At 59.8% G+C, this 26,364-nt stretch carries 26 protein-coding genes; 12 read left to right on the top strand and 14 right to left on the bottom strand.

Annotation, left to right across the window (positions count from 1 at the left end):
• Window positions 1–104: 104 nt before the first annotated feature.
• From ACSQ9D_RS20355 to ACSQ9D_RS20340, 4 genes are read left to right on the top strand one after another with little or no spacing between them, the layout of a single operon-like run.
• Window positions 105–1,103: a glycosyltransferase gene (locus tag ACSQ9D_RS20355; RefSeq protein WP_436283884.1), complete on the top strand. Its 999-nt coding sequence runs from the start codon at window positions 105–107 to the stop codon at window positions 1,101–1,103.
• A gap of 28 nt (window positions 1,104–1,131) precedes the next feature.
• Entirely contained in the window at window positions 1,132–1,836 is a 705-nt protein-coding gene (locus ACSQ9D_RS20350; protein ID WP_436283657.1) for a class I SAM-dependent methyltransferase, read from the top strand.
• Window positions 1,837–1,847: 11 nt separating this feature from the next.
• Entirely contained in the window at window positions 1,848–2,210 is a 363-nt protein-coding gene (locus ACSQ9D_RS20345; RefSeq protein WP_436283656.1) for a transporter, read from the top strand.
• Window positions 2,203–2,589: a GtrA family protein gene (locus ACSQ9D_RS20340; RefSeq protein ID WP_436283655.1), complete on the top strand. Its 387-nt coding sequence runs from the start codon at window positions 2,203–2,205 to the stop codon at window positions 2,587–2,589. Before ACSQ9D_RS20345 ends, ACSQ9D_RS20340 begins: the two co-directional genes overlap by 8 nt.
• 3 nt (window positions 2,590–2,592) lie before the next feature.
• Here the strand turns inward: ACSQ9D_RS20340 and ACSQ9D_RS20335 are convergent, their stop codons facing one another.
• Window positions 2,593–3,579, bottom strand: coding sequence for a Gfo/Idh/MocA family protein (locus ACSQ9D_RS20335; protein WP_436283654.1), 987 nt, complete (start codon window positions 3,577–3,579; stop codon window positions 2,593–2,595).
• Window positions 3,580–3,760: 181 nt separating this feature from the next.
• Between ACSQ9D_RS20335 and ACSQ9D_RS20330 the strand changes: the two genes are divergently transcribed.
• Together ACSQ9D_RS20330 and ACSQ9D_RS20325 are read left to right on the top strand one after the other, a co-directional pair.
• Complete coding sequence (locus tag ACSQ9D_RS20330) at window positions 3,761–4,708, top strand: aldo/keto reductase (protein ID WP_436283653.1); 948 nt, start codon at window positions 3,761–3,763, stop codon at window positions 4,706–4,708.
• 12 nt (window positions 4,709–4,720) lie between these two features.
• Window positions 4,721–5,164 carry an N-acetyltransferase family protein gene (locus tag ACSQ9D_RS20325; protein WP_436283652.1) on the top strand — a complete coding sequence of 148 codons (444 nt, stop codon included), beginning with the start codon at window positions 4,721–4,723 and terminating at the stop codon, window positions 5,162–5,164.
• On the opposite strand, the gene ACSQ9D_RS20320 is transcribed toward ACSQ9D_RS20325, so the two are convergent.
• A complete protein-coding gene (locus ACSQ9D_RS20320) occupies window positions 5,154–5,771 on the bottom strand; it encodes a hypothetical protein (RefSeq protein WP_436283651.1) in 618 nt (205 codons plus the stop codon). The genes ACSQ9D_RS20325 and ACSQ9D_RS20320 overlap by 11 nt on opposite strands.
• A 144-nt stretch (window positions 5,772–5,915) precedes the next feature.
• Between ACSQ9D_RS20320 and ACSQ9D_RS20315 the strand changes: the two genes are divergently transcribed.
• Window positions 5,916–6,410: a ferritin-like domain-containing protein gene (locus tag ACSQ9D_RS20315; RefSeq protein WP_436283650.1), complete on the top strand. Its 495-nt coding sequence runs from the start codon at window positions 5,916–5,918 to the stop codon at window positions 6,408–6,410.
• 44 nt (window positions 6,411–6,454) lie between these two features.
• Here the strand turns inward: ACSQ9D_RS20315 and ACSQ9D_RS20310 are convergent, their stop codons facing one another.
• Window positions 6,455–7,345, bottom strand: a complete 891-nt coding sequence (locus tag ACSQ9D_RS20310) for a LysR family transcriptional regulator (protein ID WP_436283649.1) — start codon at window positions 7,343–7,345, stop codon at window positions 6,455–6,457.
• Window positions 7,346–7,473: 128 nt separating this feature from the next.
• On the opposite strand from ACSQ9D_RS20310, the gene ACSQ9D_RS20305 reads away from it, so the two are divergent.
• A complete protein-coding gene (locus ACSQ9D_RS20305) occupies window positions 7,474–8,469 on the top strand; it encodes an aldo/keto reductase (protein WP_436283648.1) in 996 nt (331 codons plus the stop codon).
• Window positions 8,470–8,568: 99 nt separating this feature from the next.
• The gene (locus ACSQ9D_RS20300; protein ID WP_037114966.1) at window positions 8,569–8,928 is read left to right on the top strand and encodes a nuclear transport factor 2 family protein; all 360 of its coding nucleotides are present in this window, start codon (window positions 8,569–8,571) and stop codon (window positions 8,926–8,928) included.
• Between the two features lie 51 nt (window positions 8,929–8,979).
• Here the strand turns inward: ACSQ9D_RS20300 and pheT are convergent, their stop codons facing one another.
• The 5 genes from pheT to infC form a co-directional block, all read right to left on the bottom strand.
• Entirely contained in the window at window positions 8,980–11,403 is a 2,424-nt protein-coding gene (gene pheT, locus ACSQ9D_RS20295) for a phenylalanine--tRNA ligase subunit beta (RefSeq protein ID WP_436283647.1), read from the bottom strand.
• A gap of 15 nt (window positions 11,404–11,418) precedes the next feature.
• Window positions 11,419–12,501, bottom strand: coding sequence for a phenylalanine--tRNA ligase subunit alpha (gene pheS / locus ACSQ9D_RS20290; protein WP_436283646.1), 1,083 nt, complete (start codon window positions 12,499–12,501; stop codon window positions 11,419–11,421).
• Window positions 12,502–12,820: 319 nt separating this feature from the next.
• The gene (gene rplT, locus ACSQ9D_RS20285; RefSeq protein ID WP_007798644.1) at window positions 12,821–13,225 is read right to left on the bottom strand and encodes a 50S ribosomal protein L20; all 405 of its coding nucleotides are present in this window, start codon (window positions 13,223–13,225) and stop codon (window positions 12,821–12,823) included.
• A gap of 39 nt (window positions 13,226–13,264) precedes the next feature.
• A complete protein-coding gene (gene rpmI, locus ACSQ9D_RS20280; RefSeq protein ID WP_004108077.1) occupies window positions 13,265–13,468 on the bottom strand; it encodes a 50S ribosomal protein L35 in 204 nt (67 codons plus the stop codon).
• A gap of 428 nt (window positions 13,469–13,896) precedes the next feature.
• The gene (infC, locus tag ACSQ9D_RS20275) at window positions 13,897–14,433 is read right to left on the bottom strand and encodes a translation initiation factor IF-3 (protein WP_024313488.1); all 537 of its coding nucleotides are present in this window, start codon (window positions 14,431–14,433) and stop codon (window positions 13,897–13,899) included.
• A gap of 178 nt (window positions 14,434–14,611) precedes the next feature.
• Between infC and ACSQ9D_RS20270 the strand changes: the two genes are divergently transcribed.
• Both ACSQ9D_RS20270 and ACSQ9D_RS20265 read left to right on the top strand, forming a co-directional pair.
• Window positions 14,612–15,412 (top strand): alpha/beta hydrolase, encoded by an 801-nt coding sequence (locus ACSQ9D_RS20270; RefSeq protein WP_436283645.1) that lies wholly within the window; start codon window positions 14,612–14,614, stop codon window positions 15,410–15,412.
• Window positions 15,413–15,563: 151 nt separating this feature from the next.
• Window positions 15,564–16,163 carry a transglutaminase-like cysteine peptidase gene (locus tag ACSQ9D_RS20265; protein WP_037114976.1) on the top strand — a complete coding sequence of 200 codons (600 nt, stop codon included), beginning with the start codon at window positions 15,564–15,566 and terminating at the stop codon, window positions 16,161–16,163.
• Window positions 16,164–16,317: 154 nt separating this feature from the next.
• On the opposite strand, the gene mbfA is transcribed toward ACSQ9D_RS20265, so the two are convergent.
• Complete coding sequence (gene mbfA, locus ACSQ9D_RS20260; RefSeq protein WP_436283644.1) at window positions 16,318–17,301, bottom strand: iron exporter MbfA; 984 nt, start codon at window positions 17,299–17,301, stop codon at window positions 16,318–16,320.
• 317 nt (window positions 17,302–17,618) lie between these two features.
• On the opposite strand from mbfA, the gene ACSQ9D_RS20255 reads away from it, so the two are divergent.
• Window positions 17,619–17,990, top strand: coding sequence for a helix-turn-helix domain-containing protein (locus ACSQ9D_RS20255; protein ID WP_436283643.1), 372 nt, complete (start codon window positions 17,619–17,621; stop codon window positions 17,988–17,990).
• Between the two features lie 13 nt (window positions 17,991–18,003).
• On the opposite strand, the gene ACSQ9D_RS20250 is transcribed toward ACSQ9D_RS20255, so the two are convergent.
• From ACSQ9D_RS20250 to ACSQ9D_RS20230, 5 genes are all read right to left on the bottom strand, one after another.
• Window positions 18,004–18,213 (bottom strand): hypothetical protein, encoded by a 210-nt coding sequence (locus ACSQ9D_RS20250; protein WP_024313483.1) that lies wholly within the window; start codon window positions 18,211–18,213, stop codon window positions 18,004–18,006.
• A 149-nt stretch (window positions 18,214–18,362) separates the two neighbouring features.
• A complete protein-coding gene (locus ACSQ9D_RS20245) occupies window positions 18,363–20,198 on the bottom strand; it encodes a TPR end-of-group domain-containing protein (RefSeq protein WP_436283883.1) in 1,836 nt (611 codons plus the stop codon).
• A gap of 273 nt (window positions 20,199–20,471) precedes the next feature.
• Window positions 20,472–21,599 carry a molecular chaperone DnaJ gene (gene dnaJ / locus ACSQ9D_RS20240; protein ID WP_436283642.1) on the bottom strand — a complete coding sequence of 376 codons (1,128 nt, stop codon included), beginning with the start codon at window positions 21,597–21,599 and terminating at the stop codon, window positions 20,472–20,474.
• 84 nt (window positions 21,600–21,683) lie between these two features.
• A complete protein-coding gene (dnaK, locus tag ACSQ9D_RS20235) occupies window positions 21,684–23,600 on the bottom strand; it encodes a molecular chaperone DnaK (RefSeq protein ID WP_024313480.1) in 1,917 nt (638 codons plus the stop codon).
• A 236-nt stretch (window positions 23,601–23,836) separates the two neighbouring features.
• The gene (locus ACSQ9D_RS20230; protein ID WP_436283641.1) at window positions 23,837–26,182 is read right to left on the bottom strand and encodes a transglycosylase domain-containing protein; all 2,346 of its coding nucleotides are present in this window, start codon (window positions 26,180–26,182) and stop codon (window positions 23,837–23,839) included.
• Window positions 26,183–26,364 lie beyond the last annotated feature (182 nt).

Here is a 26,364-nt window from a genome sequence, read left to right as displayed (position 1 = left end):
AAACCGTAAAAGTCCTGCTGACCGGCGGCTTTCGCGGGCTTCATAGCTACTTGTTAACGGCCGCCGTCTATTCTCGTGGGGATTTCTTCGCCACGGGTGTGATCATGACTGGATCGCGTATCGACAATCTGAATATTGCGGTGCTCTTGCCCTGCTATAACGAGGCCGCGACCATCGGCGCCGTTGTCCGGGGCTTCAAGTCCGCGCTAGCGGGCGCCCCCGTTCATGTCTACGACAACAACTCGACGGATGGTACCGCGCTCCACGCGATGCTCGCGGGCGCCCACGTCGTGCGCGAACGGCGGCAGGGCAAAGGTCACGTTGTCCGGCGCATGTTCGCCGACATCGACGCCGACGTTTACATCATGGCGGATGGCGACGGGACGTACTCGCCTGAGGACGCCGAAGAACTCATCCGGACGTTGCTGACCGAGCGCGCCGATATGGTGGTGGGCACGCGGCGCGGCGTCCATGCGGATGCTGGCAGACAGGGTCATGCCTTCGGCAACAAGATTTTCAACATGCTGTACCGAACAATCTTCGGCACGGATTTTACCGACATCTTCTCGGGCTATCGCGTCTTTTCGCGACGCTTCGTCAAAAGTTTCCCGGCCGTCTCCGCAGGCTTTGAGATCGAGACGGAAATGTCCGTCCATGCGTCGCGTCTGAAGTTGCCGGTCAGCGAGCTGGAACTGGATTACGGTCGCCGGCCGGAAGGCTCTCATTCGAAGCTTTCCACGTTCAAGGACGGCGCCAAGATCCTCTGGATGTTCGCGATGCTAATGAAGGAGACACGTCCCTTCGCCTTTTTTGGCATCATCAGCGGTTCTTTCATGCTGGCAAGCATGGCTTTCATGGCACCCGTGCTGATGGAGTATTTTCAAACCGGCCTAGTCAATCGGATGCCGACCTGGGTCTTGTCCATGGCACTGATGATGATCTCATTCATGGTCTTCACCGCAGGTCTCATTCTCGATTCCGTCGCGCGCTCGCGTTCTGAACAGCTGCGCATTTTCTATTTGAACGTCGCGGCCAGAAGCAACGGATCGACGACGACCGAGCGTGCGACTGCCCCACATAAAAAGACGGCTCGCATCGCATGATTGCTCAGCGTGACACGGTACAATTTTCATGAACAGAGAAACCACGAACCGAATTCGCTTCGTTCTCGAAGACGTTCTGCCGCCATTTTTACGGGACTCCGGCGTCTTTCGCTGGGCGGCGAAGCGTGTCTGGGGTGATCATATCAGTCACCTTGCGCGATTTCGCGAACGGGCGCCATTCCTTTCCGCGGAGGAATATGCCGAACTTTACCGCAATCATCCGCGTGTTCACGAAGGGACCGACAATTCAGCAGCATGCATTGACCGGATTGTGGGATCGATCGAAGGCGAAAGCGTATGTGACGTCGGCTGCGGCACCGGAGCCTTGCTGAGCCGCATCCAGTCGGCACATCCAAACCTTGCCCGGCTCGTCGGGGTGGATTTCGTGATCGATGATGCATCGTCGCTTGCCGGCATCGAATACGTGGCCGCCAAGGTGGAGAGATTGCCTTTCACCGATGGCGAATTCGATACCGTGATCTGCACGCACGTCATCGAGCATATTCTCGACTACCGGCAAGCCATCGCCGAACTGCGCCGTATTGCCAAGCGACAGCTCATCATCGTCGTGCCGCGGGAGCGCGAATATCGCTACACGTTCAACCCGCATTTCAACTTCTTCCCGTATACGCACTCGTTTCTGAGAGCCGTTCACCCGGTCCCCCCGACATTCGTCTGCGAAGATATCGGGCGTGACATCTTCTATATGGAAGACAGGCAAGCTACGAATTGAAAGGCGGCCCCATGCTCTCCAACCTTTCAATCAGCAACTGGGTCGGCCTTATCGGTACACCGCTGCTCATCGCCTCCGGCCAGGTCCTGTTCAAAATGACAAGTGCGACCGCCGGCGAACTTAGTGTACGCAATCTGCTCGCGCTGTTTCTCAACCCCGTGCTGATCGCGGCGCTTCTCCTCTACGGTCTGGGCACTATCATCTGGATCTATGTCCTCAAGGCCGTGCCGTTGACCATGGCCTATTCCTTCATGGGATTGACGTTCTGCTTCGTGCCCTTGCTGGCGCAGGCCTTTCTCGGCGAAGCCCTGACGCTGCGCTACGCAATAGGTGCAGTCTTTATCATTGCGGGTATGCTGGCGATCAATGGCTGAGCGCGGGCGCAGTGCGTTGTTTCGGCGCTTCCTTGCACTGTCGATCGTCGGCGCGGCAGCGGACGTTCTACTCTTCCTCTTGCTGCATACCGCACTGAGCCCTTTCATCGCGCGTGCTCTTAGCCTGCTCGCTTCGCTCATCGTAATGCGCACTCTGTTGCCTTGGAGCAACGTAACCACTGGCGGCAGATTGGCCGTCAGCGACGCTGGTGTCGCGTCCATCCTGACGATCGCCGTCCTCTTGAACTACGGTCTGTTCGCCTCGCTGATCGCGATTTCGCCATCGCTGCAGCCACTCGCGGCGATGGCATTTACCTCGGTTACCTCGCTAGGCTTTAGCTGCTTCGGCTACCTGCGATTTGTGCTCCGCCGCGAATAAACCTCAGACAGTCTCCCAGCCGTCCTTCTCGCTGGCGCGGTAGATCGCGTCGATGAATTTCTGGCTGAGCTTCGAGCTCTCCAGCGTCACGACCTCTTCCTTCTCGCCCTTGGCTGCACGCGCAAACGCTTCGGCTTCGCGTTTGTATTGCCGGCTATCCGGGAAGCGGAAAATCGTCGATTCGTTGTGGCTGCGGTTGGTGAGCTCGATCTCCTCGGCGCCCCAGCGGTCGGCGTTGAACGGCGACTTGACCTCGATAAAGCCATCCGTGCCGTGGAACACCATGACCTGGCGGTTGGCAAGCTGGGTGGCGATATAGAAGCTCAGCTCGAAGTCACCGAAGTCGGCCTTGACGCTGGAATAGATGTCTGTACCGAACTCCGGGTCGCGTCGGGTGACCGCCTGTACGCGCAGCGGCTCCTTGCCTGTCGAGAAGCGCGTGCTGATCGTCGGGTAGACGCCAATATCGGGAAGCGCGCCGCCGCCGAGCTCCGGAATGTTGCGCATGTTGCCGGGGTCGCGATTGAAATAGGTGAAGGCACCCTGGACATGCTGAAGCGTGCCGATCGCACCGTCGGCGATCAGCGAGCGCACCTTCCGCCAGACCGGAGCATAGGTGACCATGTAGGCTTCGGTGATCATGACCTTGTTGCGATCGCGGGCGGCGATCAGGCTGTCGATCTCATCAGCCTTGAGCGCGATGGGCTTTTCGCAGAGCACATGCTTGCCGGCATCGGCGGCCTTGATCGTCCACTCGACGTGCTGCGACGTCGGCAGCGGAATATAGACTGCGTCGATCTTGTCGGAGGCCAGCATTTCCTCGTAGGAGCCGAAGGCGTGGAGAACGGAAAAGCGATCCGCCATCTCGCGCGCTCTCGCCAGATCGCGGCTGGCAACAGCCGTCACGACGCAGTTTTCCGCATCCTGGATAGCCGGGACGACGAGTTCGCGGCCGATCTTCGCGGTCGAAAGAATACCAAAACGCAGCATAGCCTGGGTCCTCTCCTGGTTCGATTTTCGGGCACCTTAGTGAGGCGACGACTGCCGCGCAATGGCGCGATCACAATTCGCGGAGTTGGTTTCCATCTGGCCGTAGCCGCGCTAGGTTAATCCCCGGCGGTGTTCTGCCGCGTCAGCGATTTCAATCAATTCAGCACTTTAGGAGAGCGCCATGGATATGCGCCGTCTTGGAAAAACTGGCCTTTCGATCGCCCCGATCGTCTTCGGCGGCAACGTCTTCGGCTGGACCGCCGATGAGAAGACCTCCTTCAACATTCTCGACGCCTTCTTCGATGCGGGCTTCAACACAATCGACACGGCTGATGTCTATTCGGCCTGGGTGCCCGGCAACAAAGGCGGCGATTCCGAGGAGATCATCGGCAAGTGGCTGAAGCGCGGCAAGGTTTCCCGCGACAAGGCCATCATCATCACCAAGGTTGGCTCCGACATGGGACAGGGAAAGACGCTGAAGGAGACCTACATTCTGAACGCAGTCGAGGATTCATTGCGCCGGCTGCAGACCGACTATATCGACCTATACCTCTCGCACTGGCCCGATGAGAACACGCCCTACGAGGAAACGCTCGGCGCGTTCGCCAAGCTGAAGCAGCAGGGCAAGATCCGCGCGATCGGCTGCTCGAACCTGGACGCTGCGCAGCTCCGGGCCTCCTTCGATGCGGCCGAGAAGGCCGGCGTGCCGCGCTATGACGTCATCCAGCCGGAATACAATCTCTATGAACGCGCAAGCTTCGAGGGGCCGCTGGCCGATCTCTGCGTCAAGGATGACATCGGCGTCATCACCTATTTCAGCCTGGCCGCTGGCTTCCTCTCGGGAAAGTACCGCACGAAGGCCGACACGCAAGGACGTGCCCGCGAAGGCCGCGTCGCTCAATACCTCGACGACAAGGGCTTGCGGATCCTCGCAGCGCTCGACAAGGTGGCGGTGGAGACCGGCGCCAAGCCTGCCGAGATCGCGCTTGCCTGGCTGCTCAGAAAGAAGGGCGTGACGGCGCCGATCGCCAGTGCTACCAGCCTGTCCCAGCTTGAGAGCCTGACCCGGTCGGCGACGCTTGCGCTGTCTGGCGACGCGATGGCGCTGCTCGACAAGGCCGGCGCCTGACGGGAGGAAACGATGACCGTGACGATCCGCGACGCGAGACCCGAAGATGAGACGCGCTGGCGCGAGCTTTGGGCCGGCTACCTCGCCTTCTATGAAGTCACGGTCGACGCCGACATCACCGATGCGACGTGGCGCCGGGTCTTCGATCCGGCGTCCGCGATCTTCATGCGCGTGGCTGACGTGGATGGCCGGGTCATGGGCTTCACGCTCTGCCTGACGCACGAAGGCACGTGGATCCGCGGCAAGGATTGCTACCTCGAGGACCTGTTCGTCGATCCTAACGCCCGCGGCATGGGCGTGGGCCGGGCATTGATGGACGACCTCGTTTTGCTCTGCAGGAAAAACGGCTGGTCGCGGCTCTACTGGCACACGAGCGAGCAGAACAGGGCGGCGCGGGCGCTCTACGACAGCTACGTCGAAAGCGACGGGCACATTCGCTACCGCATCAATTTCTGAGCGGTGCAAAGCCCTCGTAGTAGTGCGTGTGGCTGCCCTCCCAATTCTCCATGCCGGGCTTGGTCAGGATGCCGCGCGGCCTGACATAGCTCTGGATCACGCGCCGCGGCCGCTCGTGCCACTGGATATTGAAAGCCCAGAGCTTCGGAAAGAAGCAGAGCGAGGCATAGGGCAGATGGTCGTGAATCCACCAGGCGAGCCGCTGCCAGTCCTCTTCATTCCTGTAGTTGTCGACCATCCACGGTACGACGACGCAGGCGGTGGCGCCCATGCAGCCATCGAAGTCGCGAACATCCCAGATATGGTCAGCGGTCGTCGCCGCGTTTGACGAGCAGTTGAGATTGTTGCGATTGCCGAACTGGTTGACCTCGGCGGAGCGATAGCCGGAGCGGATATGCAACCGGCCGAACGTCGCCTGCAGCGGTTCCAGCAGTTCTTCGCAAAGCTGCCTTCCGGCTTCGATCGCCAGCTCGGGATTATCCGGGATGTTTGGAATGCGATAGAAATCAGCAATTTCCGAATGCAGGAAGTCGCGCAGGAAGAAATTCTTCGAAAGACGCACGCGTCCCAGCTCTTCCAAGCCCTTCATCGATCCTGGTTTCTTCACGAACAGCTCCCGTTGGTTGAACGCGCCTCAGTCTGCCTTCATTGGTGATCGGCACCACCCGAAAAGACCGGAACAATTGGCTTTCTCTTATCTTTCCTCTCACGTCCGAGCCCCGCGGCTCTCCACACAGCAAGGATTGAGACAATGGCTAAAGCAAAAACGCTCGACGATCTATTCTACGATACCCTGAAAGATATCTACTTTGCCGAACGGCAGATTCTGCGCGCGTTGCCGAAAATGGCCCGTGCAGCCCAATCGAAGGAGCTGAAGGCCGGCTTCGAAAAGCATCGGGAGCAGACCGAGGGACATGTCGAGCGCCTACAGGAGGTTTTCGAACTGGTCGGCAGGCGTGTTCAGGGCAAGACCTGCGAGGCTATCCAAGGCATCATTGCCGAAGGCGAAGAGATCATCGAAGAATTCAAGGGGTCGGCGGCTATCGATGCCGGTCTCATTTCCTCGGCGCAGGCGGTGGAGCACTACGAGATCGCCCGCTACGGCACGCTGAAGACCTGGGCGCAGGCGCTCGGCAAGAAGGATGTCGTCGCCCTGCTCGACAGGACGTTGCAGGAAGAAACGGCAACGGACAAGACGTTGTCGCAGCTTGCAACAACAGCCGCAAACCAGAAGGCTTTCGCCTGATTGTCGATTCGGCGGGAGTGAATGCCCGTGGCGTCACTCCCCCGTCACCCAATATACCGGAAGAAGTCGATGAAGGCGCGCAGGGCGGGGCGCATCTGGCGTCGGCTGGGATAGTAGATGAACGGCCCGGGATACGGTGAACACCAGTCTTCGAGCACGCGGACAAGCTTGCCGCTTTCCAGTTCGTTCTCGACGCGCAGATCGAAGAGATAAGCGAGCCCGGCGCCGTTCAGCGCTGCGATCAACGCGAGCCTGTCCTCGGCGACGATCAACGGCCCGTCGACCGCAACGACGAGTTCCTGCCCATCCTTCTCGAACTCCCAGCGATAGATCGTGCCATTGGTGAAGCGCCGCTTGATGCAGCGATGATGGACAAGATCGGAAGGATGCAGAGGCTTAGGGTGTCGCCCGAAATATTCGGGAGAACCCGCAATCACCGTCGTCAGGTTAGGCGAGGCCCGCACTGCGATCATATCCGCCTCAAGGCTCTCCTCCAGCCGGATCCCGGCATCGAAACCTTCCCTGACAATATCGGTGAAGCCATCCTCATTGGCGATCTCGAGGGTGATGTCGGGATAGCGGTTCAGGAACTCGCCGAGCCGCGGCGCAAGAAGGATATCCGAGGCAAAGCGCGGGGCGGTGATGCGTAGATTGCCGGCCGGTCTTCCGCCGGCCTCGGCAACAGCTTCCAGCGCGATCCCGATCTCGTCCAGCGCCGGCATCAGGCGCTGCAGCAGAAGGCGTCCCTCCTCGGTCGGCGCCACGCTGCGTGTCGTTCGCGCCAGCAGCCGGACGCCGAGACTCTCCTCCAGGCTGGAGATCGCATGGCTGACGGCAGATGGCGCAATCTGCAACTCCTTGGCAGCCGCACGAAAACTCTGCCGTTCGGAAACGGCGGCAAGAACGGCGAGTTGGGCAAGCTGTGTCCGGTTCATTGATCCAACAGTTAGAACAGCCTGTTATATATTGCACCTATTTTTTGATGATTGATCGGGCGCTACGTTACGTCGGTACCGCCGGTATCGACCGCGGTTTGAACTTCGCTCGACAAGGGAGCCTTCGCATGAAAACCCGCAAACTCGGAAACGATCTGACCGTCTCTGCCGTCGGCCTCGGCTGCATGGGCATGAGCTTCGCCTATGGCGCAAGCGACGAGAACGAGGCGATCAAGACGCTGCACCGCGCCGTCGAACTCGGCGTCACCTTCTTCGATACGGCCGAAGTGTACGGTCCCTATACCAATGAACAGCTTCTCGGTCGGGCGTTGAAGCCGGTGCGCGACCGCGTGGTCATCGCCACCAAGTTCGGCTTCAAGCTCGATCCGGCGAAGTCGGGGCCGGCCGCAATGACTGGTGTCGACAGCCGCCCGGAAAACGTGAAGCGGGTCGCCGAAGCCTCGCTGAAGCGCCTCGGCGTCGAGACGATCGACCTCTTCTACCAGCATCGGGTGGATCCTGATGTGCCGATCGAAGACACGGTCGGCGCCATGGCCGAACTTGTGCGGGAGGGCAAGGTGCGCGCGCTCGGTCTCTCGGAGGCCGGCAGCGCCACGATCCGTCGTGCGCATGCGGTCCACCCGATAGCGGCCCTGCAGAGCGAATATTCGCTTTGGTCCCGCGATCCCGAAGACGGCGTTCTCGACACCTGCCGCGAACTGGGCATCGGCTTCGTGCCCTATAGCCCACTCGGCCGCGGCTTCCTGACAGGCTCGATAAAGAAGCCGGAGGATCTCGGCGTCGACGACTTCCGGCGTCAGTTGCCCCGCTTCCAGTCCGGCAATTTCGACGCGAACGCCGCGCTCGTGGCCAAGCTCGAAACGCTCGCGGAGGAAAAGGGCGTGACGGCCGCGCAGCTCGCCCTCGCCTGGGTGCTGCATCAGGGAGACGACGTCGTGCCGATCCCCGGCGCCCGCAAGTTCCATCATCTCGAGCAGAATGCTGCGGCAGCGGACATCGCACTCAGCGGATCCGAACTGGCCGAGCTGCGCGACACCATTCCGCTCGATCGGATCGCCGGTAAGCGCTACTCGGACGCGTCACTCGCGATGACCAACCTCTAACCGAAAGGTTGAAGCCTCAAACGCATGCCGCATCCTTCGGCGACCTTGCCGCAAGCAGTCCCTGCACTATGCTATGGACATGTTCTGGCGAGGTGATGCATGTCGGACCAGCAAGCAATCGAAGCAGTCGTTCATCTCTACGTCGAAGGCATGACCTTCGCCAACGAAGCTGCATTGCGGAAGGCCTTTCATCCGCAATGCGCCATCATCGGGCACTACGAAAACGCCGTCGAGTGGCTGAACCGGGAAGAATTCATTGCCGCAATCGTCGCCGAAGGCTCGGCACCACCCGGAACGCAGCCGCACATGGACATCCAGATGCTTGACGTCGTCGGCGATGCGGCGAGCGTGAAGGTCAGCGACAATTTCGCCGGAATGCTCTTCACCGACTATCTGTCGATGCTGAAGATCGAAGGCCGCTGGATGATCGTCAACAAGCTCTACTATCTGCACACATAGAAAAGCCGGCGAGACGATCGCCGGCGGTTGATCTTACGAAATGCGATGCGCTCAACCTCTGAGGACGCCGCCGGTGAACTTTGTCACGCTGGCGACGATCTTCTCCGTCAGCGCCTCGAAATCCTCGTCGGTCAGCGTGCGCTCGACCGGCTGGATCTGCACCTCAATCGCCACCGACTTCTTGCCGTCGCCGAGTGAGGCACCTTCGAAGACGTCGAAGACATTGACTGATGTGACCAGCTTGCGGTCAGCACCGGTCGCCGCCTTGATGATCGCGCCGGCTTCCACCGCCTTGTCGACGACGAAGGCGAAGTCGCGCTTGACGGCCTGGAACGGCGAAAGCTCCAGCGCCGGCTTGGTGCGGGTCGCCTTCTTCTTCGGCTCGGGCATGGCGTCGACATAGACTTCGAAGCCGCACAGCGCGCCGGAAACATCGAGCCCCTCAAGCGTCGAGGGATGGAATTCGCCGAAATAGCCGAGCACGACCTTCGGACCCATCTTGATCGTGCCGGAGCGGCCGGGGTGGTACCATTCAGGCCCACCCTGCTCGATCTGGATGTTGCCCATCGGCAGGCCGCAGGCTTCGATCACGGCGAGCGCATCGGCCTTGGCATCGAAGACATCGACCGGCTTGCCGCCGCCCTTGGCATTGTTCGACCACATGCGGCCAGCGCCGGCCAGCGATGCGGTCCCGCGGCGGATGCCGCCGGCGACGCGGCGCTGGCCTTCCGGCCGGTCGTTCTCATAGGTACCGGATACTTCGAAGATAGCGACGTCGCCATAACCCTTGTCGGCATTGCGCTGGGCGGCGCTGAGCAGGCCCGGCAGCAGCGAGGGGCGCATGTCGGACATGTCTGACGCAATCGGGTTGGCAAGCTTGAGCGCCGGCGAGCCGCCGCCGAAGAGTTTCGCCTGATCTTCCGAAATGAACGACCAGTTGACCGCTTCCAGCATGCCACGCGAGGCAAGCGCACGCTTGGCGATGCGGGTGCGGATCTGCAGCGCCGTCAGGATCTTGCCGTTGACGGCCGCATGGCTTTCCAGCGGCGCCGGCTTGATGTTGTCGACGCCGTGAATGCGCATGACCTCTTCGACGAGATCGGCCTTGCCATCGACATCGGGACGCCAGGAGGGAACGGCGACCGACACGCACTCGCCGGAGCCCGTAACCTTGAAGCCGAGACGCGTCAGGATCTCGGTGCTTTCCTCAGTGGAAACGTCGAGGCCCGTCAGTCGCTTGACCTCGGAGAAGGGGAAATCGACGATCTTCGGCTCGTAGCCCCTGTAGCCGACGACCTCTGCCCTGGCGGCAGTGCCGCCGCAGAATTCGAGGACCAGTTCGGTGGTGCGCTCGAGGCCCGGAACCATGTATTCCGGATCGACGCCGCGCTCGAAGCGATAGCGGGCATCTGTGATGATGCCGAGGCCGCGGCCAGACTTGGCGATGTTCATCGGATCCCAGAGCGCGGATTCGATCAGCACATCGGTGGTGTTTTCATCGCAGCCGGAATGCTCGCCGCCCATGATGCCGCCGATCGACTCGATACCCTCTTCGTCTGATATGACGACGTTGTTGGCATTGAGCGTGTATTCGCGCTGATCGAGAGCGAGGACCGTCTCGCCTTCTTTGGCGCGGCGGACGGTCAGGTTACCCGTGACCTTGGCGGCGTCGAAGACGTGCATCGGCCGGCCCTGATCGAAGGTCATGTAGTTGGTGATGTCGACAAGCGCATTGATCGGGCGAAGGCCGATGGCGAGCAGCCGCTGCTGCACCCATTTCGGGCTCGGGCCGTTCTTGACGCCGCGCACCAGACGCAGCGCAAAGCCCGGGCAGAGCTTGGCGTCGTCGAGATCGAGCGTCAGCTTGACCGGTGTTTCGCCGTCGACGGCGAAGGATGGCACGGAACGCGTCTTCAGCGTGCCGAGGCCGGAGGCGGCCAGATCGCGGGCGATGCCGTAGATCGAGGTACAATCGGGACGGTTCGGCGTCAGATTGATCTCGATCACCGGATCATCGAGATGAGCATAAGCCGCATAGCTCTGCCCAACCGGCGCATCTTCCGGCAGGTCGATGATCCCTTCGTGATTATCGGAGATCATCAGTTCCTTCTCGGAGCACATCATGCCGTGGCTCTCGACACCGCGGATGTTGCCGACGGCAAGCATTGCCTCGATGCCTGGAACATAGGTGCCGGCTGCCGCGAAGGCGCCGATCAGGCCGGCGCGCGCATTCGGCGCACCGCAGACCACCTGGACTGGAGCGCCGTTGCCTGTGTCGACCGACAGGACCTTCAAGCGATCGGCCTGCGGATGCTTTTCCGCCGACAGGACCTTGGCGATAACGAAGGGCTTGAACGCCGACTTGTCGTCGACGTCCTCGACCTCGAGCCCGATCTGGGTCAGGCGGGTGCAGATTTCATCGAGGGTGGCATCCGTTTCCAGATGATCCTTCAGCCAGGAAAGTGTGAACTTCATAATCTCTATCCTCCCTTACGCGCTCAGACCACCGAACAGCGTCGGCATGTCGAGCGGGCGGAAGCCGTAATGGGTCATCCAGCGGACGTCGGCGTTGAAGAAGTCGCGCAGGTCGGGCATGCCGTACTTCAGCATGGCGATGCGGTCGAGACCCATGCCCCAGGCAAAGCCCTGGTACTCGTCCGGATCGAGGCCGCCGGCGCGCAGCACGTTCGGGTGCACCATGCCGCAGCCGAGGATTTCCATCCAGTCGGTGCCTTCGCCGAACTTGACGATCGGGCCGGAGCGGTCGCACTGGATGTCGACCTCGAAGGACGGTTCAGTGAAGGGGAAGAAGGACGGGCGGAAGCGCATCGTCACGCTGTCGACCTCGAAGAAGGTCTTGCAGAATTCTTCCAATACCCAACGGATATTGGCAACGTTGGCCTTCTTGTCGACGACCAGGCCTTCAACCTGATGGAACATCGGCGAGTGGGTGGCATCGCTGTCCTGGCGGTAGGTCTTGCCCGGGATGATGATGCGGATCGGCGGCTTCTGCGCTTCCATCGTGCGCACCTGCACCGGCGAGGTGTGGGTGCGCAACACCTTGCGCTCACCGTTTTCATCAGGATTGAAGAAGAAGGTGTCGTGCATCTCGCGGGCCGGATGGCCTTCCGGGAAGTTCAGTGCCGTGAAGTTGTAGTAATCGGTCTCGACATCGGGGCCTTCGGCGATCGAGAAGCCCATGTCGCCGAAGATCGCGGTGATCTCGTCGATGATCTGGCTGATCGGGTGGATGCGGCCACGCTCGGCCGGCGACGAGCGAACGGGCAGACTGACGTCCACCGTTTCTGCCTTCAGGCGTGCATCGATGGCTGCTTTCTTGAGCTCCGCCTTGCGGGCGGTGATCGCCTCCGTCACGGCGTTCTTCAGCGCGTTGATGGCGGCGCCGCGCGTCTGACGCTCTTCCGGCGTCATCGAACCGAGCGTCTTCAGGAGCTCGGAGACCGAACCCTTCTTGCCGAGCGCGCCGACACGCACGGCTTCGATCGCCGGCTCGTCGGCAGCGGCTGCCACATCAGACAGAAGTTGCTTTTCCAGGGTTTCGAGTTCGGTCATCTTTTCCTGCCTCACGGGCGTCAGTCTTGTCGATAGTTCACGAAAACATGCATCGGATAGCTGCATTGCCACGATGAAGCGTCGCAGATCACTACCCATGTGCACGCGGCCAATCAACCGGGCACACCATAAAAAGCGGCCGAGAAAGCCTGTGTGTTTACCCAGTTCGACCGTGGCCTCGAACGGCACGACACCAACCGGACCCTGCTGGGCCTCTGCCGAACTTTCCCGAAGCCTTACGGTAGAAACAAAAGAACCCGCGCAAGCCTTGCCAGCGCGGGTTCAAAATCATCGAAACAAAAGTTCGAATGGCGCCGGCTTAGTTGACGGCTGCTTCAAACTCGTTCTTCGTACCAGCGTCCTTCAGGTACTCGAGAGCCTTCTTGGAGGCAGCAACGAGTGCACCGAATGCTTCCGGCTCATGGATGGCCATGTCGGAGAGAACCTTGCGGTCGACTTCGATGCCAGCCTTGTTCAGGCCGTCGATGAAACGGCCGTAGGTCAGGCCGAATTCGCGGACAGCAGCGTTGATGCGCTGGATCCAGAGGGCGCGGAAGTTGCGCTTGTTGATCTTGCGGTCGCGGTAAGCGTACTGCTTGGAACGATCGACAGCAGCCTTCGCGGCGCGGATGGTGTTCTTGCGACGGCCATAAAAGCCCTTGGCGGCCTTCAGAACCTTCTTGTGCTTGGCGTGGGCGGTAACGCCTCTTTTTACACGTGCCATTTCATGATCTCCTTAATCTAAAGCGTTCGCGGAATAGTCTCAGAGACCGTTCGGCAGGTAGTTCTTCACGACCTTGCGGCCATCCGGTTCTGCGAGAACCATGGTGCCACGTGCATCGCGGATGAACTTGTTGGTACGCTTGATCATGCCATGGCGCTTGCCAGCAGCTGCAGCCTTGACCTTGCCGGTCGCGGTGATCTTGAACCGCTTCTTGGCGGAGGACTTCGTCTTCATCTTGGGCATTTTGCTACTCCGTTTCTGTACCCCCGGCTGCTTCACCAAAGAAGCCTTCTCGCGATGCCCGGTTTCCGGCCGTCGCAACAAGGTGCGGGAGCGTTGTTGTTGATCTGCGGTTCCGGTGACGAACCGTTCCGCAAGCATTCGAAACTGCCACGGCATGCCCTGCCGGTCAGTTCGGACGCGCGCTTATAACCGCAGCGTCACAAAAGTGCAACGGGGCAGCCGATGAATCTTCTAGGCCATTGCCGGCGGGCGGGCGGGCATGGCCGTGAGCGTCAGTTTCACCTCAAGCCACCCAGCCGCGAGGTAGCGAAATCGAGCCAGCCGCCATAAGCCTACCGTTGAGCGCATCCTGTCAGATTGGGAAAGCACCAACCCAAAATACAAAAGCCGCCCTCACGGACGGCTTTGATACGAGAGTGGCGTGCGCTTCACTTCGGCGCAAGCACCATCATCATCTGGCGACCTTCGAGCTTGGGCTCGGCTTCGACCTTTGCGAACTCGGTCGTATCGGCCTTCACTTGCTGCAGCAGCTTCATGCCGAGTTCCTGGTGGGCCATTTCACGGCCGCGGAACTTCAGCGTCACTTTGACTTTGTCGCCTTCCTCAAAGAAACGGCCCATCGCCTTCATCTTCACCTCATAATCATGGGTGTCGATGTTGGGGCGCATCTTGATTTCTTTGACTTCGACGATCTTCTGCTTCTTGCGCGCCTCAGCCGCCTTCTTCTGGTTTGCGTATTTCAGCTTGCCCAGATCGAGGATCTTGCACACAGGCGGTTCAGCATTGGGGGAAATTTCCACCAGGTCGAGTCCGGCTTCTTCAGCCATTCTCAGGGCCTGGTCTGTGGCCACGACGCCTAAATTCTGTCCTTCAGCATCGATCAGCTGAACTTTGGGAATGCGAATTTCCCTGTTCGAGCGCGGCCCTTCCTTAACGGGCGCGTCGTTTTTAAAAGGTCTGCGAATGGTCGTATTCTCCTCGCGTTGTTTCGGATCGCTGCAGCCTGGCACCTCCAATAACGGAAGTACAAACGTAGTTTCGCCATCGCTGCAACGGAGTCAGTAACATCCTTTAGCGGAAAAAACATCTGCTGTCAGCCTGTCAAGAATCTGTTTTATAGGCCAAAACAACTGGAGTTCCGCGATGTCTGACGCAAATCTCACTCATGACCAACAATATCTGACCGTCGGACAGGGTGAAGCCGCGCGCGAGATCGCATATATCGCGCGAAGCCAATCTGGCCAAGCCGGTGGCCCAACCCTCGTCTGGCTATCCGGATACCGCTCCGACATGAGCGGCAGCAAGGCGGTGGAATTGGACAAGTTCGCGGCGGAAAACGGCCTCGCATGCCTGCGCCTCGACTATTCCGGTCATGGTCTATCCGGCGGCAAATTTACCGACGGGACGATCTCGCGCTGGCTGGAGGAAGCGCTTGCCGTGATCCTCCATAAAGCACCCGAACGCATTCTCATCGTCGGCTCGTCGATGGGCGGATGGATTGCCTTGCGGCTCGCCCAGGAGCTCGCCAAGCGCCAGGACGGGCCAAAGGTGGAGGGTATGGTACTGATTGCGCCGGCTCCCGACTTCACCTCCGATCTGATCGAACCGAACCTCACCAAGAAAGAGAAAGCCTCGCTGGTCGAGCGCGGGTACTTTGAAGAGCGGTCGGCCTACAGCCCGGAGCCGAACATCTATACGCGGGCGCTCATGGAGGACGGGCGCGACAACAGCGTGCTCAAGGGCATTATCGAGACCCGCTGCCCGGTGCATATCCTGCAAGGCATGAAGGATCCCGACGTTCCCTATCAGCACGCCATGAAGCTCGTGGAACATCTTCCCGCCGACGACGTGGTGCTGACCTTCGTGCGTGACGGTGATCACCGGCTGTCGCGACCCCAGGACATCGCGCGCATGTTTGCTGCCGTCAAAGGGCTGATCCGCTAAGCCAAACGATACCACCTGTGCCAAATCCTAACGGATTTTAACCATGTTGGTGGGTAGCGGCCCCCTCCCCAGAAGTAACGATTGACTCTCCAAGCCTCCGTCCGTTAACTTTTTGTTAACAATACATGGGCGATGCAAGGGAAGAGCGGGCGTGCGGATCAAGGGTTTCGTCGTGGCCATGATGGCCGTGTTTGCTATGTCTACAGCCGCGACGCCGGCTTCCACCAACAACCTCTCGATGGTCACTGGCGCAGCCACTTCCCAACCGATCGGCCATTACGACTTCTGCCAGACCCATCGCAATGAATGCGGCCCGAACCGCAATGTCTCGCCGGCCGAGATGTCGGATGCGAAATGGGGAATGGTGCGGTCGGTCAACTCCATGGTCAACCGCAGCATCACGCCGATGACCGACAAGGAAATCTACGGCAGGGATGAGGTCTGGGCCTATCCGACGACCGCCGGTGATTGCGAGGATTTCGCCTTGTTGAAGCGTCGCATCCTGATCCAGCGCGGAGTTTCGCCGGCTAATCTTCTTCTAACCGTGGTCCGCAAGCCTGACGGCGAGGGCCATGCCGTGCTGACGCTGCGCACGAGCAACGGCGACTTCGTGCTCGACAACCTGGCATCCAACGTCAAGCCGTGGTTCGACACCCCCTACTCCTTCATCAAGCGCCAGTCGAGCAACAATGCCGGCCGCTGGGTTACTATCGAAAATGGCCGCGACGTCCTCGTCGGTGCTTTGAAGTAGACGATATCGGATTGAGCAAAAAGGCCGGCAAAAGGCCGGCCTTCATTTGTTGGGGACTTCGCAGCACCGTATCCCGGGCTTCGCTTAGGCCCAGGCGTTCGGCGTAGCAATCGAACCACTGGATCGAATTGCTCCGGCTGCGTCGGCCCTCGCCTCACCCATTACCGATCAGAATGCCGGCACCGAGCACAAGGCTGCCGCCAACGACCACCTGAAGTGCAGCGCGCAGGAATGGCGTTTCCATGTACCTGTTCTGGACGAAGGCAATCGCCCAGAGCTCGAAGATCGCAATGACCACAGCCATCGTCGTTGCGGTCCAGAAATTCGGTATCAGGTAGGGCAGTGTATGACCGAGACCGCCAAGCGCGGTCATGACACCGCAGGCGATACCGCGTTTGATCGGGGAACCGCGGCCTGAAATCTTGCCGTCGTCGTGCGCCGCTTCCGTGAAGCCCATCGAGATGCCGGCGCCGACGGATGCCGACATGCCGACAAGAAAGGTCTGCCAGGTGTCCTGAGTGGCAAAGGCGGCTGCGAAGATGGGGGCCAACGTCGACACCGAGCCGTCCATCAGGCCGGCAAGGCCGGGCTGCACATAGGTGAGCACCAGTTGGCGGCGAGCGGCGTGATCTTCCTCCGCCTTGACCTCCGCAGGCGTGTGCTTATCGCCCAGCATGCGGGTAATGTCCTCGTGGCCCTGTTCCGCCAATGCGAGGTCACCGAGCAACTGTCGGGTCTGCGCATCCGTGACGCGCCGGGCCGCTTCGACATAGAAGCGATAGGCTTGCCGCTCCATCGCTTCGGCTTCGCTCCGGATTTTTTCCAGCGGCAGGTTGCGCCGCAGCCAGTCGGGCTTGCGTTCATAAAACCCTTGCACATGCTCTCGACGAATGAGCGTGATGCGCTCGCCGAACCGCTGGCGATAGATTGCGATCAGGGACTTGCGATGCGTGTCTTCGACCTCGGCCATCTCGTCGAAGACTTTCGCAGACGCGGGATAGTTGCTGCGCAACATGTCGGCGTAGGCGAGATAGATGCGCGCATCCTCCTCCTCGGACCCAATCGCGAGTGCGAGTATTTCCTGTTCGGACAACGAATCGAACGAACGCTTGGATAACCTCAAAAGCCTGCGCAGCATGACAACCTCGATTTTAGAACCGTTCTAAAATAGGAGTCGCCGACGCTTCGGTCAAGTTTGCCAGGGCATGGAAGCGAGAGAGAATCAGTGGACGGTCACGACAAGTAAAATGACCTGCCATTCGCAGGCGTTTGCCGCCCTTAACTGGCATCGGAAATAGCGTGCACGTTACAGTCTATGCCTACGCCGAAAGTGTATGGCTGCAGGCTCAAAAACCATAGCAAAAGCGGGTTGAAATTTGCAACTATCAGGTTGAGATATTACAAAAGGCGGGCATAGTACTAGCGCATTTGATTGTATTATAAGGGAACACAGCAGTGCCAGATCCGGTAGATATTATTGTCGGCAAAAATGTACGGACACTCAGGGCCAAACAACGCATATCGCAGCTGGAACTGGGAGAGGCGCTGGGGCTGACTTTTCAACAGATTCAGAAATACGAGAAAGGCACCAATCGCGTATCTGCAAGCAAACTTCACCAGATCGCAGTCTTTCTGGGCGTGGATATTTCGGAGTTGTTCGAGGGGGCCAACCCGACTGACGGATTAGTAGCGCGACCGGGGCTGAGTCCCGAAGCCTATGAGCTCGCCCTCCACTACGACAAGCTTCGCTCCACGGCCGGCAAGGAGGCCGTAAAAACCATCCTGTCGATCATGACCGGTGAAAGCTACGCCGAGGCTTTGGGCTGAGGTCTGCAATCGGTCAGTGCAGTTCGCACTCGTGAAGCGCGACAAGCAGATCGTCCTGTGTCTGATGGCCGGCATGATAGAGATCGATCGCAATGCTGGCGATGGAAAGTCCCTGCTGGCTGCGCAGCTTGATGTTGCGCTCGGCACACCAAGCATAGAGCGCGCCGGCAAGCACATCGACATCGTCAGACTGGAAAGACAAAGAAGTGGCTGCTGCCGTCATGGAAGTTGCCCTCGGTTTTTTGGTTGATCCCCGAGAGGATACTGGTGGCTTTGTGTGTCTTTGCAAAGCGCCATTCATCGCCTGCGTTAACGCAAGGCAGAAGCGCGGGCGCGCTTGTTCCATTATGGAGCAATCGGCGGGCCAAGACGCTATTCCGAAGCCTCCTTGAAGTCCATCGAGGCCGAACATGCCGCTATCGCATCCAGCATCTTCTCGAATCGCGGATGATCGCGCACCGAATCGAGGTCCGAATCATGCTTGAACCACAGGATGTGATAGCAAGACGACTGCGGCAGTAGCGATTCCAAGAGGTCGAGCGCGGCGTCGCATTCGTTCAGCAGCGCATAGACGCATGCGATGTTGTATTGCGCAACAATGTCGTCCGGATCGATCATCTGGGCACGCTTAACCCATTCCTTTGCTCCTTCCGCGTCGCCCAGGTGAGCCAACGCAAGCGCTCCACGATGAGCCGGTCCCGAATTTTCCGGATGGCGCTCCAACGCCTGCTCTGCGCGCTCGATGCATACGCGCGCCCAATGCTCCCGTTCCTCCATCAGCCCAAGCGACCGACAGGCGCTCATCAGATGGATCGGCGATAGATAGTCGTCGGGGCGTATCTCGGCTGCCCTGGTGAAAAAGGTGATCGCACCCTCGAACTTGCCCTGCATGAAGAGGAAGCGTCCGTAATGGAAGTTGGCCTCGTAGAGATCGGGTTCCAAAGCGAGAGCCTTCTCGAACTCGACAAGCGCCTCCCCGTCTCGCCCGTCCTGGTGCAAGGCCAAGCCTCGCGAGGCATGCGCCTCCGCAAGGTTCGGATCGAGTGCGAGCGCCTTGGCGCTCAGGCTGAGAATCCCCTGCAGCGTATACTCACCGGCGTGCCAGTCGCGCAGTGCCGACTCGCAATCGGCCATGCCGGCATAGGCACGCGCATATTCCGGATCCAGCGCGACCGCCGTTGCAAACATGCGCCGCGCCAGAACCAGGTAAGGCCTTGTCCAGGTGTGGGAGAGCTGCCGGCCGCGCAGATAATAGGTATAAGCTTCGACATTGGATGTCGGTTCGGCTTCGATCGCTCGCCGCTCCTCGGGCAGCAGCTTGATCTTGAGTTGATCGACGATCGCGTGGGTGATCTCGTCCTGGATGGCAAAGATATCGGTCAGATCGCGGTCAAACCGATCGGCCCACAGGTGACCGCCATTCCTCGCATCGATCAGCTGCCCGGTGATGCGGACACGCTGCCCGACCTTGCGCACGCTCCCCTCGAGAACGAAATCGACGCCAAGTTCGGCTGCGACCTGCTTTACCTGCACGGATTTGCCCTTGTAGGTGAAGGCGGTATTGCGCGCGACGACATAAAGGTTCGAAACCTTGGAGAGATCGGTGATGATGTCTTCGGTGATGCCGTCCGAAAAATACTCCTGCTCGGCGTCGCCGCTCATGTTGGTGAAAGGCAGCACGGCAACGAGCTGCTTTTGCTTTTCCCGGGCAGCGGTCAAAGCGGCCTTGTTCACCTTCAATGGCAATGCCCGTCTCGGGGAAATCGCATAGACCCGGACCGGCTCCTTGATGTTCTTGAGCCTGTGTTCACCGCGATCCTCGAAGGACAGGTCGAGCCGTGAGCCGACGTGGTCTCTGACCGAGGCGGAAACGGCAATGCCACCGGGTTCAGCCAGTGTTTCCAGTCGGGCGGCAACATTGACGCCATCCCCGAAGATATCGCCGTCCTCAACGATCACATCGCCCAGATGGATGCCGATCCGAAATTCGATGCGCTTTTCCTCCAGCACCGACAGGTTTCGCTGAGCAGCTTCCCGCTGCACCTCATCGGCGCAGGCGACGGCATTCACGATACTGGAGAATTCGACCAGCATGCCATCGCCGGTCAACTTGACGACGCGGCCGCGATGCTGCGCAATCTTCGGATTGAGAAGCTCCGTGCGGCAGTTTTTCACCGCGCTCAGGGTCCCGGATTCGTCTGAGCCCATCAATCGGCTGTAGCCGACGATGTCTGCTGCGAGGATGGCTGCGAGACGGCGTTCCAAGTGTCCCCCGGCGCTGCGATGTTGCTAGGCTCGCCAATTTAACCTTTTATTATCTCAATGTCCCACCAATCATTTGGTTGATCCAGGATAATAAAGCGATTTTGAATGTGAAGGTCGAGCCGGCGCAACAACCGTGTATAGGCGAGCCGGAACAGCAATGTATAAGGCCCGGTTGCAACAACAACCGGGCCTTTGCGACATTTTATCGATGATTGATCAGTTCTCGAAGAATTCCTTCATTCGCGCGAAGAACCCGGTCGATTCCGGATTGTTCTCCTTCGAGGAGAGCTGCTCGAACTCCTGAAGAAGTTCACGTTGGCGCTTCGTCAGTTTCTGCGGCGTCTCGATCTGGATCTGGATATAGAGGTCGCCCGTTTGCGGCGAACGCAGCACCGGCATACCCTTGGCCTTGAGGCGGAATTGCTTGCCGGCCTGTGTGCCCTCCGGCACCGTCACGCGTGACTTCGTGCCGTCGAGCGTCGCCACGTCAAAGGTGCCGCCGAGAGCGGCCGTCGTCATCGAGATCGGGATCGTGCAGTAGAGGTCCGCGCCGTCACGCTGGTAAAATTCATGCGGCTTGACCGACAGAAAGATATAGAGATCACCCGCCGGACCGCCGCGCATGCCAGCTTCGCCTTCGCCCTGCAGGCGAATCCGCGTGCCGTCTTCGATGCCAGCCGGAATATTCACGGAGAGCGCCCGCTCCTCGGTGACGCGGCCTTGGCCGTGGCACTTCGTGCAGGGATCGGGAATGATCGTACCGCGACCATGGCAGGTCGGGCATGTGCGCTCGATCGAGAAGAAACCCTGTGCAGCACGCACGCGGCCCGAACCCTGGCAGGTGGCGCAGGTCTTCGGCTGCGTGCCGGGCTTTGCGCCCGAGCCGGAACAGACGTCGCAGGTAATCGATGTCGGAACCCGGATTTGTGCCGTCTTGCCGGAGAAGGACTCCTCCAGCGAAATTTCCATGTTGTAGCGAAGATCGGCACCACGCTCGCGGCCGCCCGAAGAGCGCTGCCGCTGACGGCCGCCGCCCATCATCTCACCGAAGATATCCTCGAAAATGTCGGAGAATCCGCCGCCGCCAAAACCGCCACCACCACCGCCCATGCCTCCGTGTTCGAAGGCTGCGTGACCGTAACGGTCATAGGCCGCCCGCTTCTGCGGATCCTTGAGCATCTCGTAGGCTTCGTTGATCTCCTTGAACTTGCGCTCGGCGTCATGGTCGCCCGGATTCTTGTCCGGATGGTACTTCATGGCGAGTTTGCGGAAGGCGCTTTTCAGCTCTTTTTCGTCCGCCGTCTTGGCGACACCCAGCGTTTCGTAAAAATCGGCTTTTGCCATTAAGGATTAGACCCCGGAAATGGATTTCCGGCTGCCGCAAAGACAGCCGGAATGTCAGTTTCAAGCTTAACCGCTTCGCCTCGCTTAAGCGGACTTCTTGCGGTCGTCGTCCTTGACTTCTTCGTAGTCGGCATCGACGACATTGTCATCGCCGCCTTCCGCCGAAGCGTCCGCAGAGCCGGCTTCCGCCTGCTGGGCTTCATAGATCGCCTGACCGAGCTTCATGGAAACCTCCATGAGGGTCTGGGTCTTTGCCTTGATGTCTTCAGCATCCGGCTCGGTTGCTTCGACGGCAGACTTCAAAGCAGCGATCGCGTCGGAGATCGCAGTGCGGTCGGCTTCGGAGACCTTGTCGCCGTAATCCTTCAGCGACTTTTCCGTGGAGTGAATCAGGCTTTCGGCCTGGTTCTTGGCTTCCACGCCTTCACGACGCTTCTTGTCGGCTTCAGCATTGGCTTCGGCGTCCTTGACCATCTTCTCGATGTCGGCGTCGGAAAGACCACCCGAGGCCTGGATACGGATCTGCTGTTCCTTGCCGGTGCCCTTGTCCTTGGCCGAAACCTGAACGATGCCGTTGGCGTCGATATCGAAGGTGACTTCGATCTGCGGAACGCCACGCGGTGCCGGCGGCAGGCCAACGAGGTCGAACTGGCCGAGCAGCTTGTTGTCGGCAGCCATTTCACGCTCGCCCTGCGAAACGCGGATGGTGACGGCCTGCTGGTTGTCGTCGGCGGTCGAGAAGGTCTGCGACTTCTTCGTCGGGATCGTGGTGTTACGCTCGATCAGACGAGTAAAGACGCCACCAAGGGTCTCGATACCGAGGGACAGCGGCGTTACGTCGAGAAGCAGAACGTCCTTGACGTCGCCCTGCAGAACACCGGCCTGGATGGCGGCGCCGAGTGCCACAACTTCGTCAGGGTTGACGCCCTTGTGGGGTTCCTTGCCGAACAGCTGCTTGACGACTTCCTGGACCTTCGGCATGCGGCTCATGCCGCCAACGAGAACGACTTCATCGATTTCAGCAGGCGTGACACCTGCATCCTTCAGAGCTGCCTTGCACGGTGCAATCGTACGCTGGACCAGATCATCAACCAAGCTTTCGAGCTTGGCGCGCGTCAGCTTCAGGGTCAGGTGCTTCGGGCCGGTCGCATCAGCCGTGATGAACGGCAGGTTGATTTCGGTCTGCTGGGCGGACGACAGTTCGATCTTCGCCTTTTCAGCAGCTTCCTTGAGGCGCTGCAGAGCAAGCTTGTCGCCCTTGAGGTCGATGCCGTTGTCCTTCTTGAACTCAGCAACGAGATATTCGACGAGACGCATGTCGAAGTCTTCGCCGCCGAGGAAGGTATCGCCATTGGTCGACTTCACTTCGAAGACACCGTCGCCGATTTCGAGGATCGAGATATCGAAGGTACCGCCACCAAGGTCGTAAACGGCAATCGTCTTGCCATCCTTCTTGTCGAGACCGTAGGCGAGTGCAGCTGCCGTCGGCTCGTTGATGATGCGCAGAACTTCGAGGCCAGCGATCTTGCCGGCATCCTTGGTTGCCTGGCGCTGTGCGTCGTTGAAGTATGCGGGAACGGTGATAACGGCCTTCTCGACCTTTTCACCAAGATAGGATTCGGCGGTTTCCTTCATCTTCTGAAGGATCATCGCGGAGATTTGTGCCGGAGAATAGGACTTGCTCTGGGCCTCGACCCATGCGTCGCCATTGTCGCCCTTGACGATATGGAAGGGGACGAGGCTCTTGTCCTTCTCAACGGTCGGATCCTCGTAGCGGCGGCCAATCAGGCGCTTTACTGCGAAGAGGGTGTTCGTGGGGTTGGTGACCGCCTGGCGCTTGGCCGGCTGCCCGACGAGACGTTCGCCATCGTCAGAAAATGCCACCATGGAGGGGGTCGTACGCGCACCTTCCGCATTCTCAATGACCTTTGCGTCTTTGCCGTCCATGACCGCGACGCAGGAATTTGTCGTTCCGAGGTCGATACCAATTACTTTTGCCATGTCATTCTCTCCTTGAAGCAAGCTGTCGGAACCCCGAGAAGGCATTTCCCTGACAGCCCCTTACGGGATGGGTCTTTAAGATTAACGCAATCGTGATTGCGGTGATGCCGCGTATATAAGGAGCGGTTTTCGGGACTGCAAGGCGAGAACCAGCCAGAAAACGGGCAAAACAAGCGCCCAACAATTAATTTTGACGGGCATAGGAAGATCGCGTTTTCCTGGCCAAAACTCGTTGACTATTGTCCCATAATCAGGTCGAGGAGAGTCGTCCGTCTCGGACGACCGCCCTGCGACGGTTCAGGCTCGCCAATATCGCCCGGCGGAAGCGCATCGCCGTACCCGTCCCCACCATCCTGAGCGACATCGGCGGGAGGGATCGGGCCGCCATGGGTCGGGGCCATCGGCTGCCGTTTTGGCCGGTCGGGCGCCTGTGGATAACGCCCGCTCACATCGGCCGATTCGCCAAAGACACCAGAAAGGATGCTGCCAATCGTCGTCGGCTCCTCAAGCGGCGGCGCCTCGCCGGGCTCGGCAGACGCCATCGGCTGATCGCCGAAGCCAGAATTGGCCGGGTCTGCCATAAACTGCCCGTTGCCGAACAGCGGTGCCGGCGACAGACCTTTGTGGGCTGCGACCATGAACTCCTGCCATGCCTTGGCCGGCAACCCGCCGCCTGTCACCTTCTTCATCGGCTTGCCATCGTCGTTGCCGAACCACACGCCAGTGGTCAGGTTGCTGGTGAAGCCAACGAAGAGCGCGTCGCGGGAATTCTGGGTGGTGCCGGTCTTGCCGGCTGCCTGCCAACCGGAAAGCTTGGCACTTTTTCCCGTTCCCTGGTTGATGACGCCCATCATCATCGTGTTCATGTTGGCGGCAATGGCTTCCGACAGCACACGGGGCGGGTTGTCGTAGGTGTTCTCATAGAGCACCTTGCTGCCGTCAGCCGTCGTCACGCGCCGGATCACGTGCGGCGTTGCCTTGTAGCCGCCGTTCATGAACGCTGCATAGGCGCCTGTAAGCTCGGTCAACGACACTTCCGACGTGCCGAGCGCAATAGAGGCATTGGGCAGCAGTTCCGATTCGATGCCGAGACGGTGTGCCAGCTTGATGACCTGGTCGGGCCCATCATACATGACCAGCTGGGCGGCGACGGTGTTCAGCGACTTTGCAAGGGCCGTCGCAAGTGTCACTTCGCCATTATACTTCTTCTCGTAGTTCTCGGGCGTCCAATCGCCGATACGGATCGGCGCGTCATTGAATACGGAAAACGGCGTCAGGCCCTTTTCCAGCGCCGCCGCATAGACGAAAGGCTTGAAGGATGAACCCGGCTGCCGCTTGGCAGTGACCGCACGATTGAACTGGCTGTCGGCATAGTCCCTGCCGCCGACGAGCGCGCGGATTGCGCCGGTCCCGTCGAGTGAGACCAACGCAGCCTGCGAGACGTCGAGCTTGGCACCATCTTTGCTGAGCACGTCGTTCAGCGACTGCTCGGCCCGCTTCTCCAGCGTCTTGTCGATCGTCGTATCGACGACGATGTCCTCCTTGACGTCGCCAATCAGGCCGGGCAGCTGGTCCATGACCATATCCGCCACATAGTGCCCGGCGCCCGACCAATAGCGCTTCGCCTTGGCCGGCGTCTGCGACATCGCGGTCTTCACTTCGTCATCGGTGATGTAGCCCTGATCCCGCATCGTCTGCAGCACGACCTGCGCACGGGCGTTCGCCGCCTGCGGATCGCGCGCCGGTGAAAGGCGCGACGGCGCCTTAACAAGGCCAGCGAGCAGAGCGGCTTCGCCAAGGTTCACATCACGTGCGGACTTGTTGAAGTAGCGGCGCGAGGCAGCTTCGACGCCATAGGCGTTCGATCCGAAAAAGACGCGATTGAGATACATCGCAAGGATCTGATCCTTGGTATATTTCTGCTCCAGCCAAAGCGCGAGAAGGACTTCCTGCACTTTGCGCTCGAGCGTGCGCTCCGGTGACAGGAAGAGGTTCTTTGCAAGCTGCTGCGTCAGCGTCGAGCCGCCCTGGACCATGTGCCCGGTCGTCAGGTTGGTGACGAAGGCGCGTGCGAGGCCAAGCGGGTCGACGCCGAAATGCGAATAGAAGCGGCGGTCTTCGATGGCGACGATCGCTTCCGGAATGTATGGCGACATGTCTTCGAGCGCGAGCGCTTCGCCGCCTGTCGTGCCGCGATTGGCCATGACGCTGCCATCGACCGCAGTGATCTTGACGTTAGGGGGGCGCTCGGGAATGGCCCAGGTGCTGGCGCTTGGCATGCGCGACCCGTAGTAGACGACGAGGCCGGCAATGCCGATGCCGGCCCAGATGCCAAAAACGATACACCAGTAGACAATGCGACGGATGAAGCCGAAGAAGCTTCCGCCTTCGCGTTCCCGGCGGCCGCGCTTTAGTCTCTCGGGCTGCCGTGTGCGAGACGATTTTGGAGCCGCCCGCTTGCTCGAGCGTCCACGGACCACACGGTCGTCGGCATCGAGCGAGAAATCGTCATCATCGTCGCGGTCGTTGCGGCCGCTGAAAGAAGGTTCGATCCTGTCGCGTGATTTGCCTCCGCCCGCCATCTAGTACCCGGTGCACTCCATCTTCGCGCTAAGCAACATCGCAGAAACCGTGTTTTGCCAAACGGTTCTCCAGTCGGTTGAACTTTAAATGCGGCGATTTAAGGGGTGGTTAAGACGTGGTTAGACGGGCCAACGGTTGCCCCAACAATGTCAAATTTGGTTCAGCCCCCGTTCACCCAACC

The organism is Rhizobium sp. LjRoot258 (assembly GCF_964254185.1).
Taxonomy (GTDB): Bacteria; Pseudomonadota; Alphaproteobacteria; order Rhizobiales; family Rhizobiaceae; genus Rhizobium.
This window is presented reverse-complemented; position numbering and strand designations above follow the sequence as displayed.

What these genes read in the sequence shown, in the direction of transcription:
- dnaK (WP_024313480.1), bottom strand. Translation starts at nt 23,600, where the DNA reads ATGGCAAAAGTAATTGGTATCGACCTCGGAACGACAAATTCCTGCGTC.
- ACSQ9D_RS20310 (WP_436283649.1), bottom strand. Translation starts at nt 7,345, where the DNA reads ATGAACCGGACACAGCTTGCCCAACTCGCCGTTCTTGCCGCCGTTTCC.
- rpmI (WP_004108077.1), bottom strand. Translation starts at nt 13,468, where the DNA reads ATGCCCAAGATGAAGACGAAGTCCTCCGCCAAGAAGCGGTTCAAGATC.
- dnaJ (WP_436283642.1), bottom strand. Translation starts at nt 21,599, where the DNA reads ATGGCAAAAGCCGATTTTTACGAAACGCTGGGTGTCGCCAAGACGGCG.
- ACSQ9D_RS20250 (WP_024313483.1), bottom strand. Translation starts at nt 18,213, where the DNA reads ATGACGGCAGCAGCCACTTCTTTGTCTTTCCAGTCTGACGATGTCGAT.
- ACSQ9D_RS20350 (WP_436283657.1), top strand. Translation starts at nt 1,132, where the DNA reads ATGAACAGAGAAACCACGAACCGAATTCGCTTCGTTCTCGAAGACGTT.
- pheS (WP_436283646.1), bottom strand. Translation starts at nt 12,501, where the DNA reads ATGACCGAACTCGAAACCCTGGAAAAGCAACTTCTGTCTGATGTGGCA.
- mbfA (WP_436283644.1), bottom strand. Translation starts at nt 17,301, where the DNA reads ATGCTGCGCAGGCTTTTGAGGTTATCCAAGCGTTCGTTCGATTCGTTG.
- ACSQ9D_RS20340 (WP_436283655.1), top strand. Translation starts at nt 2,203, where the DNA reads ATGGCTGAGCGCGGGCGCAGTGCGTTGTTTCGGCGCTTCCTTGCACTG.
- ACSQ9D_RS20335 (WP_436283654.1), bottom strand. Translation starts at nt 3,579, where the DNA reads ATGCTGCGTTTTGGTATTCTTTCGACCGCGAAGATCGGCCGCGAACTC.
- ACSQ9D_RS20305 (WP_436283648.1), top strand. Translation starts at nt 7,474, where the DNA reads ATGAAAACCCGCAAACTCGGAAACGATCTGACCGTCTCTGCCGTCGGC.
- ACSQ9D_RS20270 (WP_436283645.1), top strand. Translation starts at nt 14,612, where the DNA reads ATGTCTGACGCAAATCTCACTCATGACCAACAATATCTGACCGTCGGA.
- ACSQ9D_RS20345 (WP_436283656.1), top strand. Translation starts at nt 1,848, where the DNA reads ATGCTCTCCAACCTTTCAATCAGCAACTGGGTCGGCCTTATCGGTACA.
- ACSQ9D_RS20245 (WP_436283883.1), bottom strand. Translation starts at nt 20,198, where the DNA reads ATGGGCTCAGACGAATCCGGGACCCTGAGCGCGGTGAAAAACTGCCGC.
- ACSQ9D_RS20300 (WP_037114966.1), top strand. Translation starts at nt 8,569, where the DNA reads ATGTCGGACCAGCAAGCAATCGAAGCAGTCGTTCATCTCTACGTCGAA.
- ACSQ9D_RS20230 (WP_436283641.1), bottom strand. Translation starts at nt 26,182, where the DNA reads ATGGCGGGCGGAGGCAAATCACGCGACAGGATCGAACCTTCTTTCAGC.
- ACSQ9D_RS20315 (WP_436283650.1), top strand. Translation starts at nt 5,916, where the DNA reads ATGGCTAAAGCAAAAACGCTCGACGATCTATTCTACGATACCCTGAAA.
- ACSQ9D_RS20355 (WP_436283884.1), top strand. Translation starts at nt 105, where the DNA reads ATGACTGGATCGCGTATCGACAATCTGAATATTGCGGTGCTCTTGCCC.
- ACSQ9D_RS20330 (WP_436283653.1), top strand. Translation starts at nt 3,761, where the DNA reads ATGGATATGCGCCGTCTTGGAAAAACTGGCCTTTCGATCGCCCCGATC.
- pheT (WP_436283647.1), bottom strand. Translation starts at nt 11,403, where the DNA reads ATGAAGTTCACACTTTCCTGGCTGAAGGATCATCTGGAAACGGATGCC.
- ACSQ9D_RS20325 (WP_436283652.1), top strand. Translation starts at nt 4,721, where the DNA reads ATGACCGTGACGATCCGCGACGCGAGACCCGAAGATGAGACGCGCTGG.
- rplT (WP_007798644.1), bottom strand. Translation starts at nt 13,225, where the DNA reads ATGGCACGTGTAAAAAGAGGCGTTACCGCCCACGCCAAGCACAAGAAG.